Genomic DNA, 24730 nt, shown 5'->3' with positions numbered 1-24730 from the left:
ATGCCACGCGCACGCCTATAAGGCACGAAAACAACGACTGGAAGAAACGTCATGGAGCTTCAGGCCGCAGCGTCGCAAGCGCCTGCCATCCGGCCCTCCAGCGGCCTCGGTCGCGCTATCGGCCTCGTCGACCGCAGCGTCGGCGGGCTGGTCGAACTGGTCGTGGCCGTGCTCGTCGTCATCGAGATCGGCCTGCTCGGCGCCGGCGTCACGGCGCGCTACGTCTTCCATGCACCGCTGGTCTGGTCGGACGAACTGGCCTCGATCCTGTTCCTCTGGCTCTCCATGCTGGGCGCGGTGGTTGCGCTCCGGCGCGGCGAGCATATGCGCATGACCGGCCTGGTCAGCCGTGTGGGCCCGCAGACGCGGGCCTGCCTCGAGGCGCTGGCGATCACCGCCGGCATTGCCTTCCTGCTGCTGCTCCTGCCGCATGCGCTCGAATATGCCGAGGAGGAGGCGTTCATCGTCACTCCGGCGCTCGAAATCACCAATGCCTGGCGCGCAGCCGCAATCCCGGCCGGTATCGGCCTGATGCTGGTCGTCGCCTTCTGCCGGATGCTGCGCCTGCCTTCGTTCAAGCCGGCCCTGATCGCGATTGCCCTGACGGCCGCCCTCCTGCTGCTGTTCTGGCTTGCCGGCCCCGTCCTGAAGCCGCTCGGCAAACTCAACCTGGTGATCTTCTTCGTCGGCGTCGTCGCGCTGAACGTCTTCTCCGGCGTGCCGATCGCCTTCTCCTTTGCGCTGGCGACCTTCGGCTATCTCGCGCTGACGACTTCGACCCCCCTGATCGTCATGGTCGGACGGCTCGATGAGGGCATGAGCCACATCATGCTGCTCGCCGTGCCGCTCTTCATCTTCCTTGGCGCGCTGATCGAGATGACCGGCATGGCGCGGGCGATGATCGAGTTCCTGGCCGGGCTGCTCGGCCATGTCCGCGGCGGCCTGTCCTATGTGCTGATCGGCGCGATGTATCTGGTCTCCGGCATCTCCGGCTCGAAGATCGCCGATATGGCCGCGATCGCGCCGGTGCTCTTCCCCGAAATGAAGGCGCGCGGCGCGGCGCCGGGCGATCTCGTCGCCCTGCTCTCGGCGACCGGCGCGCAGACCGAGACGATCCCGCCCTCGATCGTGCTGATCACCATCGGCTCGGTCACCGGCGTCTCGATTGCGGCCCTGTTCACCGGCGGCCTGCTGCCGGCAATGGTGCTCGGCATCGCACTCTGCTGCGTCGTCAGGTGGCGCTATCGCCACGAGGATCTCGGCCATGTCGTGCGCCAGTCGCGCCGGCAGATCGGCAAGCTCGCGCTGATCGCGCTGCCCGCCATCGCCCTGCCCTTCGTCATCCGCGCCGCGGTTGTCGAGGGCGTCGCCACGGCGACCGAAGTCTCGACGATCGGCATCGCCTATTCCGTGCTCGCCGGCCTGCTGCTCTACCGCCAGTTCGATTGGCGGCGCCTGCCGAAGATGCTGGTCGATACCGCCTCGCTGACCGGCGCGATCATCTTCATCATCGGCTGCGCCACGGCCATGGCCTGGGGCCTGACACAATCGGGTTTCTCGCAGGATCTCGCCCGCATGATGTCTGCGATTCCCGGCGGCACCTGGGGCTTCCTGGCGATCTCCATCCTCGCCTTCGTCATCCTCGGCAGCGTGCTCGAAGGCATCCCCGCTGTCGTGCTGTTTGGCCCCCTGCTTTTCCCGATCGCCAAGCAGGTCGGGGTGCACGAGGTCCATTACGCGATGGTGGTGGTACTCGCGATGGGCATCGGCCTTTTCGCCCCGCCCTTCGGCGTCGGCTATTACGGCGCCTGCGCGATCAGCAAGGTCAACCCGGACGAGGGCCTGAAATATATCGGGGCCTATATGCTCGCCCTGCTCATCGGCCTCGTGATCGTCGCCGCTGTGCCGTGGATCTCGACGGGCTTCCTGTAGCGCTGATCCTGCGGGCCATCGGGGACGGAAGCGCGGCTCAGGACGCGCTGCTGCGCCTTGCTTGCCGGGGCACCGGAGCAGTGCTGGCGGCGACGACCGAGGCATCATTGGCCGCCTTGGCCAGCGTCGCCGCGTCGAAGATCGCCGCCTCCTCGCGCAGCCATGCGACGAGCGCCTCGAAGCCCGGCCTGTGCTCGGTGTTGGGGCTGAAGGTGAGCCAGCAGCCGGTTGCGCTCTCGAAGCCGAGACCGAGCGGGTTGATCAGGGCGCCCGAAGCCAGTTCCTCCGCCACATAGCAGCGTGGCGCCAGCGCGACGCCGAGTCCCGCCATCGCCGCGCGGATGATCACCGAATAGTAGCCGTAGCGCACGGTATGCGCGGGAACCGCGCCCCGCAGGCCATGCGTCTCGGTGAATTCGGCCCAGAAGGTCGGCATCTGGAAATGCTGAAGCAGGGTCATCTTCTGGATATCGGCCGGACGCTGGAAGCCGCCCATCCGCTCGACCAGCGAGGGGGCGGCGACGAGGGCGACCTGTCGTCCGAAGAGATAATGTGACTCGCGCCCCGGCAGTGGCCCGCTCTGGTGGCCGATGTCGATATCGGGCTCCTCCGTCTCCTCCTCGCTGACGAAATTGGTGAACTGCACGTCAATCTCGGGATGGGCCTGGGCGAAGACCGGAAAGCGCTCCATCAGCCAGCGTTCCCCGGCGATGGCGATCATGTGGAGGCGGATCGGCCGCCCCTGGGCGGCGCGTTCGCTCAGGCGCCGCGCGCCGCGTTCCATCTGCTCGATCGCAGCCTCGGCGTAGGGGTTATAGATGGAGCCTGCTTCCGTCAGCTTCAGCCCCTGCGGCGTGCGCTCGAACAGCGTCGTCCCCAGATGCTCCTCKAGCGCCTGAATCTGCTTGGAAACGGCGCTCTGCGTCAGATTGACCGCGACGGCAGCCTTCGCGGTCGAGCCAAGCCGCGCAACCGCGAGGAAAACTCTGAGTCCCGTCGTCGATGGCGGGAGGCGATTGCCGGCCACAATAGCTATTCCTTTTTGGACTACCCTTCGGAGATCGTTTCGTTTGCTGGCTGACGGGTCAAGGGGCAGTCTTTGCAAAAGACCAAAGGGGAGAGCGATGAACCAGACGACACGCCTGTGGGGTGGCCGCTTCCGCAAGCAGCCGGATCCGCGGCTGATGCGGCTTTCGAGCGCCGCCAGCGCCCATGCCCGTCTCGCCCCCCAGGATATCGCCGGCGGCAAGGCCCATGCAGCGGAATTGCTGCGCGCAGGACTGCTCACGGCCGCCGAAATGGAGGCGATCATTGCCGCCCTCGAAGCCATCTCGCAGGAGGTCCAGGCCGGGACCCTGAGCCCGAGCGCCGATGACGAGGATGTCCACACTTTCGTCGAGCGGGTCCTGATCGCCCGGATCGGCGACGCCGGGGCCAAGCTCCGCGCCGGCCGCTCGCGCAACGACCAGGCGGCCAACAACCTGAAACTCTATCTGCGCGAGCAGGTTCGCCTGATCGGCGCCATGCTGGCGGAACTGCTGGACGCCATCGCGGCCCAGTCGGACACCCACGCCGCCTCGGTCTGCCCGGGCTTCACGCATCTGCAGAGCGCCCAGCCCGTGACATTCGGCCACTGGCTGATGGCGCATGGCCAGGTTCTCGCCCGCGATGCCTCGCGCCTCCAGGACTGGGAGCGCCGTTCCGGCCAGTCGCCGCTCGGCGCGGCGGCGCTTGCCGGCTCGGCGATCGCGTTGACGCCCGAACTCAGCGCCAAGGCACTGGGCTATGACGCGCCCTGCGAAAACTCGGTCGATGCCGTCGGCGCGCGCGACCATGTCGCGGAATTCCTGTTCGTCGCCGCCATGCTCGCGACCAATCTCTCGCGGCTGGCCGAAGAGGTCACGCTCTGGACCTCGCGCCAGTTCGGCTGGGTCACGCTCGACGACGCCTTCGCCACGGGCTCGTCGATCATGCCGCAGAAGAAGAACCCGGATATCGCCGAGATTTCGCGCGGCCGGGCGGCGCGGCTGACCGGCGACCTCGTCACCATGCTCGGCGCGMTCAAGGGCCTGCCGCTCGCCTATAATCGCGACCTCGCGGAGGACAAGCGCGCCGCGTTCGATGCCGTCGACGTGCTGGGCGAAGTGCTGCCGGCCTTCGCCGGACTGATCGCCAGCATGGAAGCGCATCCGCAGGTGATGCGGGCGCAGGCCGGCACCGGCTTCGCGCTGGCGACGGAGGTCGCCGACTATCTCGCGCGCAAGGGCGTGCCCTTTGCCGAAGCTCACGAGATCACCGGGACGTTGGTCCGCTACTGCGAGGAAATGGGGCGCGAGCTCGAACAACTCGAGCCGATCGAGCTCCGCGCCATTGATCCGCGCCTCGGTGAGGATGTAAGGGCCTGTCTCACCCTTGATGCCGCGGTGGCCGCCCGCAGCGGTTTTGGCGGCACCGCGCCAGCGCGCGTCGCCGAGCAGATTAGCCGGTTCCGCAGCTGGCTCGCGGATTTTGACGTTTGGACCCGCGGAGCGCAGCGATGACCAGCGCAGTCGGAATTGGAATAGGGCGAGACCTTGCCGGGATCGCCGGGCTGAAGCTCGTACCGCGCCGCTATTACGGGCGCTGGGTCGCTGCCGCGCTGATCATTCTGGTGTTGGCCTGGGTGATGAAGGCTTTCGCCGAAGGCCAGATCGACTGGAAGGTCGTCGGGCAGTTCTTCACCGCGCCCGCAATCCTGAGCGGGCTCGTCAACACCATCATCATGACAGTCTGCGCCATGGCGCTCGGCATCGCGCTCGGCGTCATCTTCGCCATCATGTACATGTCGCCGAACCCGGTGCTGCGCGGCGTCGCGCTGTTCTACATCTGGTTCTTCCGCGGCACGCCGCTGCTGCTGCAGCTCCTGCTCTGGTTCAACCTCGCGCTGGTCTTCCCGACGATCGGCATCCCCGGCCTGGTCGAGTGGCGCACCATCGACATCATTGGCCCCTTCATGGCGACGCTGCTCGGGCTCGGCATGAACCAGGGCGCCTACACCGCCGAAGTGGTGCGTGGCGGCATTCTCTCCGTCGATGTCGGGCAAACCGAGGCCGCCAAGTCGATCGGCATGACACGACTGACGACGCTGAGGCGGATCGTGCTGCCGCAGGCGATGCGCGTCATCATCCCGCCGGTCGGCAACGAGGTGATCAGCATGGTCAAACTGACCTCGATCGCCAGCGTGATCCAGTTCTCCGAGATCCTGCGCAATGCGCAGACGATCTACTATGCCAATGCCCGCGTCATCGAGCTCCTGATCGTCGCCGCCGGCTGGTACCTGATCGTCGTCACGCTGCTGCAGATCGGCCAGTTCTTCCTGGAGCGCTACTTCTCCAAGGGGCGCGGCGACCGCCGTGCCAAGCCGCAGATCGTCGAGGAGGCCGGAGCATGAACGCCTCCCCTGCAAATGCGATCGTCGCCGCCGCCAACGTCACCAAGCGCTTCGGCGACCTGCGCGCGCTGAACAATGTCTCGCTGACCATTGCGCCTGGCACGGTGCAATGCATCATCGGGCCGTCGGGCTCCGGCAAGAGCACCCTGCTGCGCTGCATCAACCAGCTCGAGAAAATCGACCAGGGCGCGATCTGGGTCGATGGCCAGTTGATCGGCTTTCGCATCAAGGGCGATGAGCTGCATGAACTGAGCGACGCCGAGATCGCGCGCCAGCGCCTCTCGACCGGCATGGTCTTCCAGCGCTTCAACCTGTTCAACCACATGACGGTGCTCGAGAACATCATCGAGGGCCCGGTCACGGTGCTGAGGCGCCCACGCCAGGAAGCGATCGCCGAAGCCGAGAAGCTGCTCGCCCGCGTCGGCCTCTCCGAAAAGCGCAACGCCTACCCGATCGAGCTCTCCGGCGGCCAGCAGCAGCGCATCGCGATCGCCCGGGCGCTGGCGATGAAGCCGAAGCTGATGCTGTTCGACGAGCCGACCTCGGCGCTCGACCCCGAGCTCGTCGGCGAAGTGCTCGCCGTGATGCGCGATCTCGCGGCCAGCGGCATGACGATGATCGTCGTCACGCATGAGCTCGGCTTCGCCCGCGAGGTCGCAACCGACGTCGTCTTCATGGACAAGGGCGAGATCGTCGAGCGCGGCCCGCCCAATGCCGTTCTGGTGGCGCCGCAACAGGCCCGCACGCGCGACTTCATCGCCGCCGTTCTGAAATAATCGGTCAAAAAGGAGAACCCGATGCTTCGTTTCACCCTGGCAGCGACGCTGCTCGCCGCCACCGCGCTGTCCGCCCAGGCCCAGGCCCTGCCGGAGCGCATCAAGACCGCCGGCAAGATCATCATCGCGACCCAGCCGAACTATGCGCCGATCGTCTACAAGGACCCGGCCACCAACACGATGACCGGCTTCGACTACGACCTCGGCGAGGCCATCGCCAAGGAACTCGGCGTCAAGGCCGAGTGGCAGGAGACCGCCTTCGCCCAGATGCTGCCGTCGCTGCATACCGGCCGCGTCGACATGGTCATGGCCGGCATGAGCGACCTGCCGGCCCGTCGCGAGACTGCCGACTTCATCGACTACATGGTCTCGGGCGCCCAGTTCTACACCGTCACCGCGCTTGCCGGCTCGATCAAGACGCCTGAGGACCTCTGCGGCAAAAGCGTCGGCGCCAGCCGCTCGACCAACTGGCCCCGCCAGATCGGCGAGTGGAGCGAGGCCAATTGCGTCGCCAAGGGCAAGCCCGCGATCAACGTCGTCGGCACCGAGGGTTCGGTCGATGCGCGCACGCAGCTCAAGACGCAGCGCCTGCAGGGCGGCGTCCAGGGCAGCGAGACCATGAGCCACAACCAGAAGCTCGAGCCCAACACTTATGTCCCGCTCGGCACGCCCTTCACCCGTTCGCTGACCGGCATCCCCTTCCCGAAGACTGCCGAGGGCACGCAACTGCGCGATGCGGTCAAGGGTGCGCTCGATCGCCTCCAGGCGAACGGCACCTATGACGCGCTGATCGCCAAATACGGCCTGCCCAGCAATGTGCTGAAGCCGATCGTGATGAACCAGGGCGAGTAAGCCCCATCAGCCCTTGTCCGAGGCCTGCATGGTCAGGTCGGACAACAGTCCACGATCGCCCCGCGAACCCAGTTCGCGGGGCGATCTGCTTTGATGGCAGCATGCCGCGTTCAGGACTGTATCCGGCGCCGTGCGCGCAGGATCCGGATCGGCGTCTCCAGATATTCGACCGGCTCGGCCCGCGCGAAAATCCGCTGAATCGTGTCGCGCCCTGCGATCACCTTGCCGAAGGCCGCAAAGCCCGCCCTGTCCGGGTTGCGGCCGCCGCCTTCATCCAGTTCCGGCTGGTCGCCGATGCAGATGAAGAAGCCGTGGCCGCCGGTGCCGGGCGCGAGCCGCGCCAGCGAGAGCGTGCCATCGAGATGGCGCAGCCCGGTCACCGAGGTCGGCTCATGCGGCACGGGCGGAAAGGGTGGCTCGCGCTCGTCGGCGGGCGCCGGCCAGCCCCATTGGATGACCTCGATCTTGTGTACCGTCGCTGGCGGCTGGTTGGCCAGCGTCACGATCCGATAGACCGAGGCATTGTCGAGGAGCCCGCCATCGACATAGGCGAGGAAATTCCGGGTGGTCAGGGGCGCGCGCGCCACGTCGATGGCGAGAAGGAACGCCCCCTCCGGCGTCTCGACCTCGACCTGTACGGGCGCGTCATCGAACATCTGACCTGCCATGGCTCTCTGCCCTGCTGAAATCCCGTCGAGCTGCGTAGGCGCGGCCAGACGACTCGATCCGGGCGCCAGTATCGCGCAGAGGCCTGTCCGCCGGAACCATTGGTCCCGCCGGGTTGGGCGAGCGCTTCATCCGACGTTTCTAGGGTGGCCACGAGGCGAGCTCGTCAGACCAAGGTCCGTTCCAAACCGCTGGCGAGGAGGGATATAATGGAGGACCACGGAAGGGAGCGCTCAACGTGATACGGCGCCTGTTCCTCAAGCATCGAACAGCCTCCGCCGGGCCTGGTCCCGGTGCATCGAGGCGTTTCCCCGGCCCGTGCGCCAGGTTGATCGTCGTGGCGGCGTCCCCGCCATAGACGTCCTCGGACCTGGCTTCGACTGCGGGGAATGGCATGACCAAGATGACAGACAGCATGCGTGCCACCATGCTCGCCAACGCAGCGAAGCTGCGGCCTGGCTGGCGACCGGAAACGCAATCGGCAAGCATGCCGGCGGCGGTTCAGCTTGCGGGACGCGAGGATCAGCAGGAACCGCATCGCCTCAAGCCCCCGACATCGACAGGCCTGCCGCACCGGTCATCGCGTGGCATGGTCGCGGCAACCCGCCATCAGCACAAGGGACGGAGCCAGGCCGGCTTCACCCTCGTCGAAGTGCTCGTCGTCCTCAGCATCATCGGCCTGGTCGTCGGCCTGATCGGCCCGCGTGTCGTGGGCTATCTCACCGATGCCAAGGTCTCGACCGCGCGTATCCAGGCGACGACGCTCTCGAACGCGGTGGAATTGTTCTTCATCGACAACGGCCGCTACCCGCTGGAACAGGAGGGTCTCCAGGCTCTGGTCGCCGCACCGTCGAATCTGCGAACCTGGAACGGCCCCTATCTCAAGGGCTCGACTGTTCCGCGCGACCCGTGGGGCAGGCCCTATGGCTATGCCGTGCAGAATGATGGGCGCGGTTTCGCGATCACCATTGCCGGCAATGACCGGCCGGGCGGAGGCGAGGACAGCCTGGCGCAAAGGCAGCTTTCCGCGACACGCGGGAACGTGACCCGATGACCGGCTCCCGTCGACTGAGCTCAGGGATCGCCTCCCTCGCGGAGTTCTGGGCCAAGGAGCTACGGGCCTCTCTTCCCGATACGCTCCGCAGATGGGCCGCGCCCGACCGCTTCCTGCGGCTCGTCATCGTCCCTGCCGAGGAGCATGTCACCATCACGCTCTTTGCGCCGGATGGCCGGGAGCTGTTTGCCGAGCGCGCGAACTGGGCGCAGTACAGCCGCAGCGTGCTCAACCGCTGCAAGGAGCAGGCGGCCTCCTTCGCACCCAGCAGCCGAATCCGGCTCGTGCTCTCGGCTCCTCAGGCCATCGCCCAGTCGCTCGTCATCCCGCGGCGCGCCCAGACGCGGGCCGAAGGCATCGTTCGGGAGCACATCGCGCGGAAAACACCGCTCAAGCCCGAGGACATCTTTGTCGGCTATGATCTGAGGGGAGCAGCCGCCGGCAAGCTCGAACTGCGCTATCTTCTGCTTCCCCGCGCGGTGCTCGATCAGATGCTGGCGCGCCTTGCCGTCGCTCCCTCCGAGATCGCGACGCTGGAGGGGCCCGTCTTCGAAGGCCTGCCCCCGGTATCCGTCCCATTTGCGCAGAAGCCACACACACCCTCCCCCTGGTTCAAGCGGATCGCCATCGCGCTCGTGCTGCTCACGGTGCTCGGCGCAGTAACCGGGTATCTCGTCCTCGCCTGGCGGCAGGCCCAGCTCCTGAAGAGCATGGAAGCGGAGATTGCCGAGATCTCGGGACCCGCCCAGCAGTCGACGGAAAGCCTCAGATCCGTCTTTGGGCTCGCCGACGACGTCTCGCGGCTGACAGCGCAGCGGAGCATACCTGGCATCGTCCAGGTCTGGGACGAGATGTCCCGCATCCTTCCCGATTCAACCTTCCTGACGGAACTCGAGATCACCGGCGCCAATCTGCGCGCGACCGGCTATTCCGATGCGGCTCCGGCCCTGATCAAACTGCTGGAGGAATCGCCGATCCTGCACAATGCGGCCCTTTCCGGGCCACTGGTCTTCGACCGCGCCACAGGCAAGGAGAACTTCTCGCTCCGCGCCACCCTGCGCAAGGCCCGTCTCCCAACCGAGGAGGGCAAATGAAATGTGGCGTCAGATCAAGAGCTGGACCCGTTTCACCGCCTTCATCGCCGCGAACGGATTGATCCTGGCGGGGATCTACCTGTTCGTGATCGACCCCGCGCTCCAGATCCTGAGGGACCAGGAAACCCAGATCACGCAGAACGCCGTCATGATCGAGCATCTCGGTTCGGCTGTCGCGCGCAGGCAGTCGCTGTCCGCGCTGCGCCCGGAGGATGTCGACGGGGCCAGGCGGCGCTTTCTCCAGGGTGACACCGAGAGCCTTTCGACCGCCGACCTGCTGACCCGGCTCCGCGAGGCCGCCGATCAGCACGCCGTGAGCTTCAATTCGGTGACGACCTTGCCGGCGCGCAACTGGTCCGGACATCGCATGATCGGAGCGAGGGTCGAGTTCACCGCAGCGACGCCGCGCGTGGCCGAGGTTCTGTCGAGCCTCGAGGACGGTCCCTCGTTTCTCTTCATCCGGAACGCGAAACTGACGGCGCCGGGCGAGGCGGAGGCCAGCGACAACAAACTGGGCGTCACGATCGAGATCTATGGGGTGACGCGATGGTCAAAGGGCTGAGCATCGGCGGGGCTGGCCTCGCCAAGGCTGCAGGCTTCGCAGGACTCGCCGCAATGGCGGCCGTCGCCGTGAATTTCGCCTGGCGAAGCCTGGCGGATCCGATCGAGCCTCCGCCCGCTTCGGCGGTGACGAAGGCCGCATCAATCACGAGCGACGCCCTCGCTCCGCCGGCGGAAACGCCGCGCTATCAGCCCGACATGGTGAATGCGAGGCCGCTGTTCTCCTCCAGCAGGCGGCCACCGGCAAGCTTCGTCGCCAGGGCTCCCATGCCCGAGCCGGTCGCGAGCCCGGTCTTTGAGCCACCACCGAGCTATCTGATCGGTGGCGTCGTCGTCTCCTCGGGCTTGAGCAAGGCGCTGCTGCGCCGACAGCTGCGCGAAGCCGGGCGATGGTTCGCCCTGGGCGAAGCGACCGATGAGGGCTGGGTCGTCGCATCGATCAATCCGGAGATGGTGACGCTGGCCCGTGGAGCACGGCAGGTGACGCTGCCGCTCCATGCCCGCGCGCAGGGCCAGTCGGCCACGATGACGCGTTGAGCGCTCAGATGGACCGACCTTGCCGAAAACCGCAATCCACTTTTCGGGCCGATGCTTTAGCCGCCGTGCAACCGCCATAACCAGGCATCGATGATCTCGACCATCGACGCACCGGTCAGGATTGCGAAGCCGGTGACAGACACGACACCTACCGCCAGGAACGGGCCGAATGGCATTGGCTGCCGGGCGTCGAAGCCGGAATCGACGAGGCGGCGCGCCAGCAGGTAGAGCAAGGCCGAGAGCGAAGCCAGGACGAGCGCGAAGGCAAGACCTTCCATGCCGGTCCAGGCTCCTGCGGCAGCCGCGAACTTGACGTCGCCGAGCCCGAGACCGTCATAGCCACGATAGGCCCGAAAGGCCCGTTGCACGAGCCAGAGACCGCCACCTCCGAGCACTGCCCCGGCGAGCGCCGAGACCGGACCGGTGACGCCGAGGAGGAAAGATGCCGCGATACCGGATACGAAGATCGCCAGGTTCACCGGATCGGGAATGATCATCTGCCGGAGATCCACCGCGGCTGCGTAGCAGGTCAGCCCGACGAGAATCGCCAGCGCTGCAAGGTGAGCGAGATCCGGCATCCCCCGGCCCCCTTTACGGATGGTGCGTCAGCATGGCGGCATTCGCCCACCAGTGCCTGCGTCCGAACGCGGCGCCCCTTCGCGCCATTCGCGAATACGATAGCCCGTCGGCAGGTCCTGCGAGATCTCCACGACGGCGTCGCGCGCAAAGCGCACGCCGGAACCGGTCAACGCCTCGCTCCCGATCAGGAAGGCCCTGCCTGCTGTTTCAGAGACGTAGAGGGCCGGCAAGTCCCGACGGGCCACCTCACGCGACAAGGCGGCGCCCCCCGGCGCCAGGGCCACGAGCAAATGCAGCGGTGCGACGGTGGGGTCGAACCCCGTGCTCCCGGAATTGACGGTGATCAAAGGCAGGAGGGCCCGGAACAGATCGCGGCTCATACCGGGGATCTGATCGAGCTCGACCACGGATTTCAGCGCCCGCACCGAGGATGAGCTCCCGGATGCCGCGCTGGCCGCGTCCTCCGTGAGCTCGCGCAACCCCCGGATGTTCCGTACGATCAGGGCTGCCGCCTCGCCGTTCGCGCTCACGCCGCGGATGAGCGCATCGACCAGTTCCAGGTTGCCCGTGTTGAGATCGACCTTGCCGCCTTCGTCCGCGACGGAGATCGCCAACGTCCAGCCATTCTCCAAACTGCAGCCCACAGGCGTCCCGTCAGCACCGAAGCGGCCACTGCGAGCCTTCCCCTGCGAGGTGCCGGAGAGAAGATCGAGGATCGCGATCTTGATGCCGATATTCGCCATGGCCTCGGCGCGGGCATGCTGCGACAGGCTCGCGGCCTCGATGGCGCGATAGCGCGCCGCCACGATGTAGGTCATGAACAGCAGGCCAAGGATCCCGGTCGCCCAGATCACGACGAGCAGCGCAAAACCGCTGTCGCTGCGGCTTTCCACGCAGTCCGCTGGCCTCGGGCTTCCCGCAGGCCGGCTATGGAGATAGCAGCCCGGCCGTGCTCTCATCATCTGCCGCCCGAATCCAAGGCAAGGACCAGGGACTGTGGCGCTGCCCTCGGGAAATGTCATTCCCAAAGCGAGAATGGTGGTTGCGGGCCATCGGCAGGCAACCACCGGCACGCAGGATGCAGGTCAGTGACGATGCCCCGCAGGGGGGGCCTTCTTGTTCGACGCAGAGACATAGGACATGGCGTCGACATAGGCGATCAGATCCGCCGCATCATTCTTCGACAGTCCCAGCGTCGGCATGCGGATCTTGTAGGCTCCCGCCAGCTCGAGCGCGATCGAGTCCTTCTTCGCCCGCATCTGGTCAGGCTCCATCAGGTAGCTCACGATCCAGTCGCGATCCCGCCGCGCAGTGAGCGCTTGGAGATCGGGGCCGACGCGCTTGCCGCTGCCGATGGTATGGCATGCGGCGCAGGCCTTGATGAACAGGGCTTGGCCAGGCAATCCCGTCGAGGTCGCCGCAATGGGACGCTCGCCGCGCGCGGCAACACCATCTGTTGCGACGGTCTCGGCTTTCCCCATCTGGTTGCGCCAATCTGGATCCATAGACTTGATCGTCATGGCGAGCGTGTTGAGGTCGCTGAAGGCCGAATCCTTCGCCCACTCGCCGGTCACGTCGTTGCCCAGCATGATATCGCTGCGATGTTCGAACACCTTGCGGCTCCGCTCGCCAAGCTTGTGCCGGAGCACGGTGATGTCCGCGGCATTGCCGGTGAGGAAGACCCATCCTGGTCCGGTCTGGAACACCTCCGCATAATTCTTGAGCTTGTCGGGGGTGTCGACTTCCGGCTCGATGCTGATCGAGACGAAGAAGATGCGGCTGCCCACGAGATCGCCGAGCTTGTCCTTCACCTGCGCAAGGCGCGCCGTCATCACAGGGCAGATGTCTCGACAGGTCGTGTAGATGAAGCTGACGACGACGATCTTGTCCTTGATCACGTCATCGTAGAATCGCAGCGTCTTGCCGTCCTGCGTGATGACGGGGACGTTGGGCAGGTACCCTGGCCCCCAGGGCGAGCCACCAGGGGCCGCGATGCTGCCGCCGACACTTCCAAACAGTGCGAGAATGGCGCTGATCGCAAAAAGTCGTCTGAGCATGAACGGCCCCTTTAGTAACGAATGCGGTCTCGAATTCGGCCCACCTTCTCGGGGCGCAGACGCCCGCTCAGGTCTTGGAAGCGACTTTCACCACCCTGGGATCGCCCTCAGGCAGAATTTCGGGCTGCTTCCAGACGACGCCATTGGGTGTCGGGATAGGCGTCATCGTCGGCACATATTGCGGCTGCCCCTTGTAGTTGGGGTCGCCTGGCGGCGGGGTGAGCAGCTGGTAGCGCAACAGCATCGCGAAATCCTCGTGAACCGTGTTGTGGCAATGGTTCACATAGGCGCCGCCGAATTCGCCGAAGCGCACCTGGAATTTCACCCTCCCCGAAGGACGCAGGCGCCAGACATCCTTGCGTACCAACCGCTCCGTATCTGGAATGGAGAGGTTTCCACGGTCCATGGTGACCCCCTCCTCGAAATGGAGGTGGATGGGATGGTCCCACCCCCCGCCACCATTGACGAGCGTCCAGTGCTCAACCTCGCCCGGCTTAGGGATCAGGACCGAGATACGATTGGCGTTGAGCGAGTGCGCCGACTGGCCGTTGACCTTGATACTCCAGGGGAAGGCCTTGGTGTCTCCGCAATCGGGTGTGCACTGCCCGTCCGCCCCGAGTGAATCGCCATCCCCCGACCTGCCGAACTCGATCACCCGCTCGCGAACGGGCGCGACAATCGGAACCTGGGTGGTCAGGGTCTTGACCCCGGTTCTCCACTCGGGATCGGCAAAGTTGGCGCTGCGATCCTTGTCGATCGGATTATTGGCGTTGTAGACCTTGCCGGGGTTGTCGACGCTCTGGACTTGGCTGACGACCCTGAATTCGAGGATCGGACCGACGCAGGGGTCGTCATCCCTGCCCTTGAAGGCCTTATCCATGGAGACGGCGCCCTTGGGCTTGCGCCCGTCGGTCTGCTCCAGCAGATTCACCAGAAAGACGCTGTCGCCCGGCGCAAAGGCCGAGAAATCGACAACGATGTCGTAGCGCTCCGCAACGCCCTGCTCGTCCAGTTCGGTGAGCAGAATCGGGTTGACCACCAGGTTGCCGTCATTGGCGATGAAGTAGAACGGCACCTTCGTGCCTTGCGAGAACCGCGCGCTTTTGTTCACGCCCAGAGCGAGCTTGATGAAGCGCGACATGGACGCATTCAAGAAGCGGAAGCGGTAGCGCCGCGGCAGCACCTCGAAATGCGGATAATAGGTGCCGTTGACGCAGAGCATGTCGCCAAGGAAGCCGTCGGTGTCGAAGATGTCGAACCGACACTGGCCATCGGCGTCGAAGGCCGGGTTCGAAATGACCATGTTGACGTCGAAGTCGAGATTGCCCCATTTCAGCTGCGTGCCGCTCGGCAATCGAAGATTGATGCCGTCGTCGAGATCCTCCCGCCCGCGGTCGGGCCCGCTGTAGAAATTGCAGACCGCGAACATGCCCTTGTGGACGTTCTCGGCGGTGAAGAAGAAGCGGTGATCGTGGAACCAGAGGCTGCCCTGGATTTCCCGGAAATCTCCGGGAACGGGGACGAGACCATCGCCGTCGTCGGGGCCGGAGCATTTGCGCACATAGTCGCGGTCGCCCGTCGGCCAGAGGCTCGGCATGTCGCGCCGGGCCATGGTTATTCCCCAGTGATAGTCATAGAAAGTCCCGGGGAAGTGGAAGGCGTTGCAGGCGCCATCGCTCTCGGCGCCATTATGCGCGTTGTGGAAATGGATCGAGACCTCGTTCCGGCCAAAGCCGCCATTGGCCGCCCGGTCGACCGGGAGATCATTGTACATCCGGGTGAGGACCGGTTCGCCATAGCGCGCCTTGATCAGGATCGGCATGCCGAGACCGTTGCGTGTGCCGGCCATATTGCCCGCCTGTCCTGGCTGCCGAGGGCCAAAGCTCCACATCGCGTTCGGGTTCTGGTCAGGCATGCCATCGCAGAACTTGTTGCCCACTCGAGCCTGCCCTAGCGACAGCAGATAGCCCTGCTTCGGATAGAGTTCCTCCCAGCGCTGATGGGCGAAGAACTCGCCTGGCGGACGCCCTTCCATGGGTCCGACTCCGGTCACCGGATTGCGGTAGGCAGCGCCACGGGAATTGCTGAAATCGGTGTGATACGAGAAATTCTTGGCAGGCGGCTCCTGGCCTCCTGAGGCGAACTGCCAGGCGGCATCGCCATTGGGCATACGCAGAAGCGGCACAGGCTTCTGGACTTCGGGCCGCCGCATGGCGTCGTGATACCTGACCGCGCCAAAGGTGGGGCTGCGTGGCGCCCCGGTCGGGACCTGGGCATAGGCACTCTTGGCGAAGGGACTGAGCCCGTTTTTCGCTACCAGCAACCCGCCGGCGGTGAAAAAGCCCCAGCGCAGCAGGTCGCGTTTGGTGATTTCGCCCAGCGAGAGGGCTTTGACGATCTCGAGCCGGTTCTCGAGGGCTCGCTGAGCTTCTCTCAACCGGATGCCAGTGGTTTCGCGTGGAAGATACACGACCGCCTCCCCCGAGCTGAAAACGTGCAAAATATCGCAGGAATTCTAGTTTTCAGGAGGAAGCAACTGAAGGGGCGAAGGTCGGTCCGCGCATGGAACCAAAGTCCGTGACCTTGGTCGTAATACCCTCTTCTCTCGCGTGAATGCTATCACAGCGAGACGGTTCTACAGAACCGTCAGATTGCCAAACAGCCTATGACGAAGAATAACATCAAAAATATAAAAAAAATCCATCCACCAGACCCGATCCTCGCAGCAAGTAGTTTCGACAATAATACAGATACAATTCTATCAATCTGTAAAAATAGGAAAATTTAGCTCAAAATCCTCAAATCTATGCTCGACGATAACCCTGACACGTAGACTGACGAGACGCGGCAGCCGCTCGGAATTTCTCCATTCATCATGCCAACGCCCGGGGGCGCCCTCTTCCCGCGAGCCGAAATAGCTGAATGTTGCCGAAGCCACGCCCCGTGCAAGGACCTCTCCCGTGTTCTGGGCCGACAACGCGGCGGCACCAATCGACATGAGCGATGAGCCGAAGACCAGGGCGCCGGCGCCCTGGGCATCTGCGTTCTCACTCGCAATCGTGATCGCAAGTATTCCCCCTGGCTGTGCGTCTCCGTTGCTCAAGGTGACGAAAGACACCCTGTCGGCGAGACCTTCGAACATCACCAGCGGCCGCTCCGTCGCACGCGGTTGAATGAGCGGCAGCGCGCCGGCCAGCCAGCCGGAGATTGCGGCAGCGCCGACCGCGATCTCGGCGCCGCGGTCGCGCAGACGCCCCGCCTCGGCGATCCTGCTCGCAAAACCCAGCGTCAGGGCAAAAAGCCCGAGCGTCAGGGAGAGCAGAATCAGCCCGACCAGCACCTCGAGAAGGATGAAGCCACCGGTCCGCGCTCCGGAATGGGTCCCCACGGTCATGGTCCGGACCTCGGCGCGACCTCGAGGGACGACAAGGTCACCGAGCGGGTGCCGTTGCTGGCGGGATCGGAGACTGTAACATCGACCCAGAGGCTCTCGACCTGCCGGTTCTCGCCCAGCTTGACCGAGCCGTAGCTGCGCACAACTGCGCGCCATTCATAGCCATTGTCGAATCTCGCGGCCGTCGTTCCCGGCCTGAGGGGGAAGTCCTGCCCGGCAGATGCCAGCTTGCTCCTGGCCAGCAGCGTCGCAAAGGTCAGGAAGCTGGCCTGGCGGTCGCCGCGCATCGCGACGGCAAAGGCTGTCAGGAGCGAGGCCAGGACTACGACCAGGATCGCAAAAGCGACAAGGAACTCGAGCAGCGTATAGCCGGCCTGGGCACGGTCATTCACGCCGCGCTGCGTGCCGCTATTGATCGAGCGTGACATGGCCGGTGGCCCAGCTGACCCGAACGCGCGCGCCGACCTGGCTCAGTTGCAAGTGGATGTCGCCACCGGTCGAACGCCCGCTCGGCAGGAAGCGGATACCGCCGACGCTGGAGGAGCGGCGCTCGGCCTCGGCCAGCGCCATGTCGATGCTGGTACGGGGCGCCATCTGCGTTTCCCCGATCACGGGCGAGGCGTAGATACGCCTGTCCGCATCAATCAGGAAGAGCATGTCCCGGCTCTGCGCCATGGCGGCAGCGCGGGTGACCCGAAGTGCGGCCGCCAGACGGGTCGCGTCAGCCGTCACCTGTGCCTGCGACGGTGTGCGTCTCAGCAAGGGCGCAGCCATGGTCACGGCAAGGCTCAGGATGGCGAGGCAGATCAGCACCTCGATGAGCGTGAAGCCTGCGTTGGCGGGTATGGCGCGTGCTGTGCGGGTCATCGTAATGCCAATTCATTGATCGAGAGGACCGCTCCCATCACCGAGAAGATGATGACCGCGATCATGCCCGCAACGAAAATCGTGATGACCGGGGTCAGCGCCGCGAGCGCGCGGGAGGTCCGGACCTGTTCCTGGCGCTCGAGGATCACGGCAGCGCGCAGCAGCATGTCCTGCAAACGGCCGCTTTCTTCGCCGACCGTGATCATCTGCTGAGCAACAGAGGGCAGCGCCTCGGCTGCCGAGACCGCCTCTCCGATGCTGACGCCTGCCCGAACATCCGTGACGGCCCGGTCAAGCCGCTCGCGCGTATGCTGGTTCCTGACCAGGGGACAGGAGGCCTGCAGCGCCTGCAGCGGCGGGACACCGGCCTTGACCAGGGTCGCAAGCGTGCGCATGAAGCGCCCCGCCTCGCGGAGTTCCGCAATGCGCCCGATGACGGGGAGAGACAGGTAGAGCCTGTCCAGCTTGATCCGAAGCGCAGTACTCCGCCGGGCCGCGAGAATGCCCAACCCACCGATGACCAGTATCGCGGCGGCAAGGCCCAGGATCCACGCTCCATTCTGCCGAACCGCTTCCATGGCCGCCAGGACCGTGGGTAGCGGCATGCCGTTCTCCAGGAAGAGCGGCGTCACCGCTGGGACCAGCAATCCCAGAACGATCGAGATCGACACCGCGGCAAGGCAGACCAGGAGGGCCGGATAAGCCATGGCGGAGCGAATCCGGCTCCTGATCTCGACCCGCCGGTCAAGCAGTTCGGCCAGTTCCTGCATGGCGCCGCCGAGATCGGCGCCGACGTCGCCCGCCTGAACGATGCGGATGTATTCGGGCCGGAAGCGGCCCGGCATTCCCTCCATGATCTCCGCAAGCATCGAGCCCTGCTGAACCCCTTCCATCAACTGAAGCGCGAGGGCCCGCATCCGCGGCTCTTCCGTGGTCGTCGAGGCGATGCGCAAGACGGTGTCGAGCGGCAGGCCGGCCTGCAGGAGCACAGCAAGATCGCGAGCCAGGCGCGCGAGTTGCGCATCGTTGACCCGCCGCGAGCCGCGCTCCAGGCTGATCTCGCGAAACAGGAAATCCCCTCCCCCCGAGGCCCGAACCTCGTAGGGGGTGACACCGCGAGCGCGAATGATGTCTCGGGCCTCGTCGGTGGACGCGGCTTCGACATCATCCTCGATGAGGTTTCCCGCCCCATCGAAGGCCTCGAAGTGGAACCTCATGGCTGCTCCACCGTCAGCGCGGTCGTCACGCGCAGCACTTCCTCGACCGTCGTCAGCCCCCGCCAGGCCTTGGCGACGCCGTCCTCATACATCGATCCTCCGCCAGCCCTGCGCGCCATGCGCTCGATCTCGATCGCGGGCAGGCGCTGCAGGATCGCCCGCTGCACGCTATCGTCGACGACCAGCAGCTCCGCGATCGACAGCTGGCCGCGGAACCCGCTGAAGCCGCATTTCTCGCAGCCATGGGGCCGCAGCAGTTTCGCGGGGCCGAGTTGGCGAAGTGCCGGAACCGTTTCAGTCAGTTGCTCCGCGATCTCGTGCGCGACCTCGTGCGGCTCTGCGCAGGAGATGCACAAGCGTCGCACCAGCCGCTGGGCCATGATCCCGCGCAAGGTCGAGCCGAGCAGGAAGTGCTCGATCCCCATGTCGATCAGGCGCGTCACCGTCTCGGCGGCGCTGTTGGTGTGCAAGGTCGAGAACACGAGATGGCCGGTCAGCGACGCCTGCACGGCGATCCGGGCGGTCTCCGTGTCACGGATCTCGCCGATCATGATCATGTTGGGGTGATGCCGCAGGATAGCCCGCAGGCAGGCCGGGAAATCGAGGTTGATGGTCTGCTGGACCTGCACCTGGCTGATGCCCGCGAGCTGATATTCGATCGGGTCCTCGACGGTGAAGATCTTCACCGTCGGGCGATTGACGTGTTTCAGCATGGTGTAGAGCGTCGTCGTCTTGCCGCTGCCGGTCGGCCCCGTGAGGAGGATGATCCCGTTCGGCTGCTCCATGACCTTGTGCAGCACCGCGATCTGTGCCGGCTCGAAGCCGAGGCTCGAAAAGTCGAGTTTGACCCGGCTGCGGTCGAGCACGCGCATCGTGACCGTCTCACCGTCGATGGTGGGGATGGTGGCGACGCGGAAATCGATATCATTGCCGCGGATCGCGAGCTTGATGCGCCCGTCCTGCGGCAGGCGGCGCTCGGCAATGTCGAGCCTCGCCAGGATCTTGATGCGCGAGATGACGGCGGCCCGCAGCCGCGCGGGCACCTCTTCGGTGACGCGCAGCATCCCGTCGATCCGGTACCGGACGGAGAGCCCGTTCCCGATCGGTTCGACATAGATATCCGAGGCGCGGGCATCGACCGCAGCGGAAATGATCTGGTTGACAAGGCGGATCACCGGCGCCTCGCTGGCGCTGTCTCGCAACCGCTGCAGGTCGTGTTCGCTGGGATCCTCGCCCGCGTGAACAGGTGTCGCCAGCGCTTCGGCAGCGCTCATCTCGCCATAGAGTACCGCTGCGAGCCGCTCGAACTCGGCAAGCGTGATGACTTCGTGGCGGATCGCGTGGTCGACGACGAAGCGCACCGAATCCAGCGGCATCTGGTCTAGCGGATCGACGACGGCGAGCGTCAGCGTACCCGCCTCCAGCCGGATCGGCAGAATCCGGTTCTGGATCACGAAGGAGGGCGGCAGTTTCTCGGTGAGAAGCGGCTGCAGGCTCTCGTCACCAGGCGCGTAGAGCGGGAGCCCGAGATAGCGTGCGAGGCTGAGCGCGAGATCCGCTTCGGACATGATGCCGAGTTTGGCCAGAACGAGGTCGAAGCGATCTCCGGCGGTCGCCGCGGCGCGTTGAGCGCGGCCTATCGATGTCGCATCCAGAAGGCCCTGCGACAGCAGGAAGGCTCCGAATTTCTCCGAAAACGATCGGCTATGCGGATCGTTTTCTGCCAGTGCGGTTCGAGCGTGCTCGGTCATGCTCCCTCCATCGGAAGCCCAGTGCCGGAGATCGCCCTGATGATCTCCGTATCATCGTAGCACGCGCTTGGCGTTCTGGATCACGACGCGGCCGGGATCGCGCGTCGGGGCAAAGGCCTCGACCTTGCGCCGGTATTCGTCGGTGACCGCCTTCGCCTCGTTCAGGTCCCGCACGACACGCGGCGTCAGCATGATGACGAGTTCGGTCTTCTCGACCTGATCCCGCTTGTCCTTGAACGCATTGCCGAGCAGCGGGATGTCGCCAAGGACCGGAACCTGCGTCGCCACCCGCGATGTCCTGTCCTGGATCAGGCCGCCCAGCGTGATGCCCTCGCCATCATTGACGACAACGGTGGTGCGCACCCGCCGGCGCCCGAATGTGGGCGAGTCGATGCCGGAGGTGGTTGTTCTTTGCACGGTCGAGACCTCCTGCTCGATATCGAGCAGGACGCGGCCCGATTCATTGATCCGCGGGGTTATGTTGAGGATCACGCCCGTGTCCTTGTAGGAGACCGAGTTCACGACCGGAGCGCCGGGCGTCAGCACGCTCACCGCAGACTGGGTCGTGATCGGCACCTGATCGCCGATCTGCAGGGTCGCGGTCTTCTTGTCGACGACCATGAGACTCGGCGAAGCGAGAACGTTGACCCGCCCGACCTCGGCGAGCGCATTGATCGTGACGTTGGCCTGGGCTGCCCTGAAAACGTAGGAGAAGCCCGGGAACGCGGCGCTGATGGCCCCGTCGATCGCGTTGGTGAAGGTTCCCGTCTGATTGCCGCGCTGGTTCTGCAAGAACCAGCGGACGCCGAATTTGAGGTCGTCGTTCAGCGTCACCTCGGCGATCGTCGCCTCGATCAGGACCTGATTGGGAACGATGTCGAGATTGGCGATGACCCGGGCCACCCGCTTGAAGTCTTCCTGGGAGGCGAGGATGAGAAGCGCATTCTGCGCCGGGTCGGCCACGACCTTGATCCGCGGCTCGCCGCCCGGCCCACCCGCTCCGAACCCCGTCGCGGCCGTTTCGGAGGCAGCGCCATTCTCCTGGCCTCCCGTGGCCAGGGTCGCACCGCCGATGGGCAGGCCCGAGAACATGTCGAAGCTGCGGCGTGCTGCGCCGCCCCCGAAAGCGCCTGCGAATCGGTCACCGCCCGAGCCGCCACCCGAGAATCCCGTGGCCTGGGCCAGCTGGCCCGGCACGCCCGCGGCATCCGGCTCGGAGCTGCGCACCCTCTGCCCGCCGCGTCTGCCTGCATCTCCGCCGCCTGTAACCTCATTGGCGAAGATCGAATTCAGGACCTCCACGAGTTCCTTGGCCTGCCGGTTGCGGAGCACGTAGCTGTGGATTTCCCGCTGTGGCCCGGCGGCCTGATCGTCGAGGCGGCGAACCCATTGCTGGGCCTCACGCAGATATTGCGGCTGCCTCGCTATGATCAGGATGGACTTGAGCTTCGCGTTCGGCACCAGTTGGACCATGCCGCTCATCGCGCCTTCGGCATTCGATGAGAAGATGCGGTTGACCCCATCGACAATGGCATCGGGTTCTCCGCCTCGCACTGGGACGAGCGCGAACGACATACCCTTCATGGCGTTGACGTCGAAGACTGAAATGGCCTCCTCGATGGAGTTCATTTCCTGGGCCGTGCCCGAGATCAGCAGCGCATTGCGGGATGTGTCGACCCGCACCACTCCGCCGAACGACACGATCGGCTCGAGGATGCGCTTCATTTCCGTCGCCGCGATGTACCTCATCGGCACCACCTTGACCGAGTTCCCGATCTGTTGGCCGCCGCTATCCGATCCGCCGAGTCTCGCCCCCATCGCCGCTTGATCGGCCGTCACCACCCGATAGATGTTGCCGTTCTGAACGATCGCGGCGCCGACGGTCCGCAGGGACGCCTCGAAGAGTTCAGCGATGCCGGCACTGTCGACCGGCCTCGTCGTCTGAATCGTGATCCGGCCCTCGATCTTCGGATCGACGGTGAAGCTGGTCTTGAAGATATCACCCAACACGGCCTTCGCGCCTTCGGTCACCGAGGCATCGACGAGATTGAGTGTATAAGTCTGCCCCCCGGACGCCCGCGGAAGAGCGCTCGGCATCCGCGACTGGTCGGGATTGCCGGTGAACTCTCCCCCCGAAAAGACCTTGGCGGCCTGCGCCGGCCCGGCGCCACTCGGGTCCGGCAGGCTCGCATAGGGTCCGAAGGGGCGCCTTTTGCCGTCATCGTCGACCGAACGCGTCGAGTGAGTGGCGTTGACCTGCTTCTCGAAGGAGACGATTCCGGATTCCTGGCAGGCGCTCAACAGCAGCGCCCCAAGCAGAGCCAACGCAATGCATCTGGGGCTTTTAGAGAGGGGCGGCTTCCTGCCATCTACGGATGTACGAGCCATGTCCCGCCAACTACTGATAATGAGGTAGGCAACGCTTTGCTGGTACGCCTCGCGAGTTTGGCGAACGATTCGTTCGATTCCAATTAAATTCGATCGGGCGTGATCTTATTCCTTGGATAATAAGCGTCTGCGCAACAGTGCCCCCGAGCCGTATTCATGGGCTCTTCGGCCGATTTCCCTGCAGGCAACGCACGCCAAGCACGCGAAGACAAATATGAGACAGTAACCGGGAATCCGCAGTAGAAGAGATGACCGGACGAAACCTCGGCTCGCCGACGCATTGGCAACTCCGACGGCCGGACTGGACTGCAGCCGCGACGGCAGGCTTGCATCGGCTTCTGCAGGATGAAACGTCGCTTCGTGGGGCCTCTGCCACGTGGTACTCTGCAGGCTGGTCATGCAGATGGGCGCGTGCAGGGCCAGATTGCGGAGCAAACTCCTTGAGAGACCGCCCTTCGCCGCCAATCCTCCCAACAACAAGACGGCTTGAAATTCAGCTCCGCGCTTCGATCATTCGAACGATCATGCGCAGAGACGCCCATTCATTCGCCCCCCAAAATCCAGACAAAATTCTCAACACTCAAATATTCATAGACACAAAAATTGATTTCTCCGCAGCCTCAGGGGAACATCAATGGCCGAATACAGAATATCCATCATAGACAACCACCCTCTTCTCCTGGAGGGCATGGCTGCGCTCGTCCGGCGCAAACCCGGCCTGACATTGAGCGCGATGGGCTCCACTGTCGGGCACATCCGCTCCATCGCCACCGATCACCGCCCCGATGCGATGATCCTCGACTTCAATATGCCCGGAGACGCCTTCCGCGCGCTTCTGGAAGTTCTCTCGGGCTGGCCAGCAATGAAGGTCCTGGTCTTCACCGCCTCGAGCGATACCAATCTCGCCATCGCGCTTCTTGATGCGGGTGTCAGCGGCTTCGTGCTGAAATCAAGCTCGACGGATGAACTCTGTACGGCGATCGATGCAATACGCCGCGACGAGGTGTTCATTTCCCCCTCATTCGCAGCCCGGATCATCGGCGCCCTGAAACACAAGCCCGCCAACACGCGACCGACGCCCATGCCGAACTTCAGTGCCCGGGAACATCAGATCGTCAGGCTGCTTTCCAGCGGCAAGCGAAACAGGGAGATCGCAAGCGCCCTGTCGCTGAGCGAAAGGACCGTGAAGGGCTACATGACGCTGCTGATGCAAAAGCTCCGCGCCCGCAATCGCCTGGAGGCCGTCATTGCCGTGCAAGGTCTCAGCCAAGCAGCTACACTGCGTGGCGATATCGAGAATGACACCCTGTCAGGGCCGTTCGGTTAGAAGCAGGCTTGGCAAGGCGCCTTGCCCTGATGGGATCGTGGCCACGGGCCACGCCTGTCTGAAGCATTGCCACGCCCCTCCCCTCGTGTCGGCTCCGTTTCACCTCTCCTTGAAGATCCTGTTGGCGTGGTCTGCGAAGGGTTTCGTCAGGAACGAGAGCGCGGTGCGTTCCTCGGTGGTGATGAAGACCTCGACCGGCATTCCGGGCTGGAGCTTGCGGTCGCCGAGGGCGGCGACGAGATCGCCGT

General features: G+C 64.9%; 22 protein-coding genes. 10 read left to right on the top strand and 12 right to left on the bottom strand.

The features are described from left to right. The first annotated feature begins 51 nt into the window (after window positions 1-51). Window positions 52-1932: a TRAP transporter large permease gene (locus tag AC1DGP_RS26820; RefSeq protein WP_476832676.1), complete on the top strand. Its 1881-nt coding sequence runs from the start codon at window positions 52-54 to the stop codon at window positions 1930-1932. Between the two features lie 37 nt (window positions 1933-1969). Here AC1DGP_RS26820 and AC1DGP_RS26815 read toward each other — a convergent pair whose 3' ends face one another. Next, window positions 1970-2959 (bottom strand): LysR family transcriptional regulator, encoded by a 990-nt coding sequence (locus AC1DGP_RS26815; protein ID WP_476832675.1) that lies wholly within the window; start codon window positions 2957-2959, stop codon window positions 1970-1972. Window positions 2960-3056: 97 nt separating this feature from the next. On the opposite strand from AC1DGP_RS26815, the gene argH reads away from it, so the two are divergent. Genes argH through AC1DGP_RS26795 form a run of 4 tightly spaced genes read left to right on the top strand, consistent with a single transcriptional unit; the run spans window position 3057 to window position 6990 of the window. Beyond that, window positions 3057-4472 carry an argininosuccinate lyase gene (argH, locus tag AC1DGP_RS26810; RefSeq protein ID WP_476832674.1) on the top strand — a complete coding sequence of 472 codons (1416 nt, stop codon included), beginning with the start codon at window positions 3057-3059 and terminating at the stop codon, window positions 4470-4472. After that, window positions 4469-5362 (top strand): amino acid ABC transporter permease, encoded by an 894-nt coding sequence (locus tag AC1DGP_RS26805; protein WP_441504835.1) that lies wholly within the window; start codon window positions 4469-4471, stop codon window positions 5360-5362. Before argH ends, AC1DGP_RS26805 begins: the two co-directional genes overlap by 4 nt. Next, window positions 5359-6138, top strand: coding sequence for an amino acid ABC transporter ATP-binding protein (locus AC1DGP_RS26800; RefSeq protein ID WP_441504836.1), 780 nt, complete (start codon window positions 5359-5361; stop codon window positions 6136-6138). Before AC1DGP_RS26805 ends, AC1DGP_RS26800 begins: the two co-directional genes overlap by 4 nt. A 21-nt stretch (window positions 6139-6159) precedes the next feature. Next, window positions 6160-6990: an ABC transporter substrate-binding protein gene (locus AC1DGP_RS26795; protein WP_476776496.1), complete on the top strand. Its 831-nt coding sequence runs from the start codon at window positions 6160-6162 to the stop codon at window positions 6988-6990. A 110-nt stretch (window positions 6991-7100) separates the two neighbouring features. Here the strand turns inward: AC1DGP_RS26795 and AC1DGP_RS26790 are convergent, their stop codons facing one another. Beyond that, window positions 7101-7658 carry a peptidylprolyl isomerase gene (locus tag AC1DGP_RS26790; protein ID WP_476776497.1) on the bottom strand — a complete coding sequence of 186 codons (558 nt, stop codon included), beginning with the start codon at window positions 7656-7658 and terminating at the stop codon, window positions 7101-7103. 392 nt (window positions 7659-8050) lie between these two features. Between AC1DGP_RS26790 and gspG the strand changes: the two genes are divergently transcribed. From gspG to AC1DGP_RS26770, 4 genes are read left to right on the top strand one after another with little or no spacing between them, the layout of a single operon-like run. After that, window positions 8051-8710: a type II secretion system major pseudopilin GspG gene (gene gspG, locus AC1DGP_RS26785; protein WP_476776498.1), complete on the top strand. Its 660-nt coding sequence runs from the start codon at window positions 8051-8053 to the stop codon at window positions 8708-8710. Further along, on the top strand, window positions 8707-9804 hold the full coding sequence (locus AC1DGP_RS26780) for a PilN domain-containing protein (protein WP_476776499.1): 1098 nt from the start codon (window positions 8707-8709) through the stop codon (window positions 9802-9804). The genes gspG and AC1DGP_RS26780 overlap by 4 nt, the downstream gene beginning before the upstream one ends. A gap of 1 nt (window position 9805) precedes the next feature. Further along, window positions 9806-10366, top strand: coding sequence for a type II secretion system protein GspM (gene gspM / locus AC1DGP_RS26775; protein ID WP_476776500.1), 561 nt, complete (start codon window positions 9806-9808; stop codon window positions 10364-10366). Beyond that, entirely contained in the window at window positions 10351-10902 is a 552-nt protein-coding gene (locus tag AC1DGP_RS26770) for a hypothetical protein (RefSeq protein WP_476776501.1), read from the top strand. The genes gspM and AC1DGP_RS26770 overlap by 16 nt, the downstream gene beginning before the upstream one ends. Before the next feature lie 56 nt (window positions 10903-10958). Here AC1DGP_RS26770 and AC1DGP_RS26765 read toward each other — a convergent pair whose 3' ends face one another. From AC1DGP_RS26765 to gspD, 10 genes are all read right to left on the bottom strand, one after another. Then, the gene (locus AC1DGP_RS26765; protein ID WP_476776502.1) at window positions 10959-11480 is read right to left on the bottom strand and encodes a prepilin peptidase; all 522 of its coding nucleotides are present in this window, start codon (window positions 11478-11480) and stop codon (window positions 10959-10961) included. A 27-nt stretch (window positions 11481-11507) separates the two neighbouring features. Then, window positions 11508-12374: a hypothetical protein gene (locus tag AC1DGP_RS26760; RefSeq protein WP_476776503.1), complete on the bottom strand. Its 867-nt coding sequence runs from the start codon at window positions 12372-12374 to the stop codon at window positions 11508-11510. A gap of 192 nt (window positions 12375-12566) precedes the next feature. Then, on the bottom strand, window positions 12567-13538 hold the full coding sequence (locus tag AC1DGP_RS26755; protein ID WP_476776504.1) for an SCO family protein: 972 nt from the start codon (window positions 13536-13538) through the stop codon (window positions 12567-12569). 67 nt (window positions 13539-13605) lie between these two features. Next, the gene (locus AC1DGP_RS26750) at window positions 13606-16008 is read right to left on the bottom strand and encodes a multicopper oxidase domain-containing protein (protein ID WP_476776505.1); all 2403 of its coding nucleotides are present in this window, start codon (window positions 16006-16008) and stop codon (window positions 13606-13608) included. A gap of 291 nt (window positions 16009-16299) precedes the next feature. Further along, window positions 16300-16878: a hypothetical protein gene (locus AC1DGP_RS26745; protein WP_476776506.1), complete on the bottom strand. Its 579-nt coding sequence runs from the start codon at window positions 16876-16878 to the stop codon at window positions 16300-16302. Between the two features lie 50 nt (window positions 16879-16928). After that, window positions 16929-17360, bottom strand: coding sequence for a prepilin-type N-terminal cleavage/methylation domain-containing protein (locus tag AC1DGP_RS26740; RefSeq protein WP_476776507.1), 432 nt, complete (start codon window positions 17358-17360; stop codon window positions 16929-16931). Further along, window positions 17341-17799 (bottom strand): GspH/FimT family pseudopilin, encoded by a 459-nt coding sequence (locus AC1DGP_RS26735; RefSeq protein WP_476776508.1) that lies wholly within the window; start codon window positions 17797-17799, stop codon window positions 17341-17343. The genes AC1DGP_RS26740 and AC1DGP_RS26735 overlap by 20 nt, the downstream gene beginning before the upstream one ends. Beyond that, window positions 17796-19016, bottom strand: a complete 1221-nt coding sequence (locus tag AC1DGP_RS26730) for a type II secretion system F family protein (protein ID WP_441488823.1) — start codon at window positions 19014-19016, stop codon at window positions 17796-17798. The genes AC1DGP_RS26735 and AC1DGP_RS26730 overlap by 4 nt, the downstream gene beginning before the upstream one ends. Further along, a complete protein-coding gene (locus tag AC1DGP_RS26725; protein ID WP_476776509.1) occupies window positions 19013-20767 on the bottom strand; it encodes a GspE/PulE family protein in 1755 nt (584 codons plus the stop codon). The genes AC1DGP_RS26730 and AC1DGP_RS26725 overlap by 4 nt, the downstream gene beginning before the upstream one ends. Before the next feature lie 51 nt (window positions 20768-20818). After that, window positions 20819-23092 (bottom strand): type II secretion system secretin GspD, encoded by a 2274-nt coding sequence (gene gspD / locus AC1DGP_RS26720; protein ID WP_441504846.1) that lies wholly within the window; start codon window positions 23090-23092, stop codon window positions 20819-20821. Between the two features lie 697 nt (window positions 23093-23789). Here gspD and AC1DGP_RS26715 point away from each other — a divergent pair. After that, on the top strand, window positions 23790-24482 hold the full coding sequence (locus AC1DGP_RS26715) for a LuxR C-terminal-related transcriptional regulator (protein WP_476776510.1): 693 nt from the start codon (window positions 23790-23792) through the stop codon (window positions 24480-24482). Window positions 24483-24730 lie beyond the last annotated feature (248 nt).

The sequence above is a fragment of the Allobosea sp. 05T433 genome (assembly GCF_056396065.1).
This window is presented reverse-complemented; position numbering and strand designations above follow the sequence as displayed.

Bases quoted from the DNA above. Each gene is read 5' to 3' on its own strand.
- AC1DGP_RS26820 (WP_476832676.1), top strand. From the start codon at position 52: ATGGAGCTTCAGGCCGCAGCGTCGCAAGCGCCTGCCATCCGGCCCTCC.
- AC1DGP_RS26805 (WP_441504835.1), top strand. From the start codon at position 4,469: ATGACCAGCGCAGTCGGAATTGGAATAGGGCGAGACCTTGCCGGGATC.
- AC1DGP_RS26800 (WP_441504836.1), top strand. From the start codon at position 5,359: ATGAACGCCTCCCCTGCAAATGCGATCGTCGCCGCCGCCAACGTCACC.
- AC1DGP_RS26795 (WP_476776496.1), top strand. From the start codon at position 6,160: ATGCTTCGTTTCACCCTGGCAGCGACGCTGCTCGCCGCCACCGCGCTG.
- AC1DGP_RS26790 (WP_476776497.1), bottom strand. From the start codon at position 7,658: ATGGCAGGTCAGATGTTCGATGACGCGCCCGTACAGGTCGAGGTCGAG.
- gspG (WP_476776498.1), top strand. From the start codon at position 8,051: ATGACCAAGATGACAGACAGCATGCGTGCCACCATGCTCGCCAACGCA.
- AC1DGP_RS26780 (WP_476776499.1), top strand. From the start codon at position 8,707: ATGACCGGCTCCCGTCGACTGAGCTCAGGGATCGCCTCCCTCGCGGAG.
- gspM (WP_476776500.1), top strand. From the start codon at position 9,806: ATGTGGCGTCAGATCAAGAGCTGGACCCGTTTCACCGCCTTCATCGCC.
- AC1DGP_RS26770 (WP_476776501.1), top strand. From the start codon at position 10,351: ATGGTCAAAGGGCTGAGCATCGGCGGGGCTGGCCTCGCCAAGGCTGCA.
- AC1DGP_RS26765 (WP_476776502.1), bottom strand. From the start codon at position 11,480: ATGCCGGATCTCGCTCACCTTGCAGCGCTGGCGATTCTCGTCGGGCTG.
- AC1DGP_RS26755 (WP_476776504.1), bottom strand. From the start codon at position 13,538: ATGCTCAGACGACTTTTTGCGATCAGCGCCATTCTCGCACTGTTTGGA.
- AC1DGP_RS26740 (WP_476776507.1), bottom strand. From the start codon at position 17,360: ATGTCACGCTCGATCAATAGCGGCACGCAGCGCGGCGTGAATGACCGT.
- AC1DGP_RS26735 (WP_476776508.1), bottom strand. From the start codon at position 17,799: ATGACCCGCACAGCACGCGCCATACCCGCCAACGCAGGCTTCACGCTC.
- AC1DGP_RS26730 (WP_441488823.1), bottom strand. From the start codon at position 19,016: ATGAGGTTCCACTTCGAGGCCTTCGATGGGGCGGGAAACCTCATCGAG.
- AC1DGP_RS26725 (WP_476776509.1), bottom strand. From the start codon at position 20,767: ATGACCGAGCACGCTCGAACCGCACTGGCAGAAAACGATCCGCATAGC.
- AC1DGP_RS26715 (WP_476776510.1), top strand. From the start codon at position 23,790: ATGGCCGAATACAGAATATCCATCATAGACAACCACCCTCTTCTCCTG.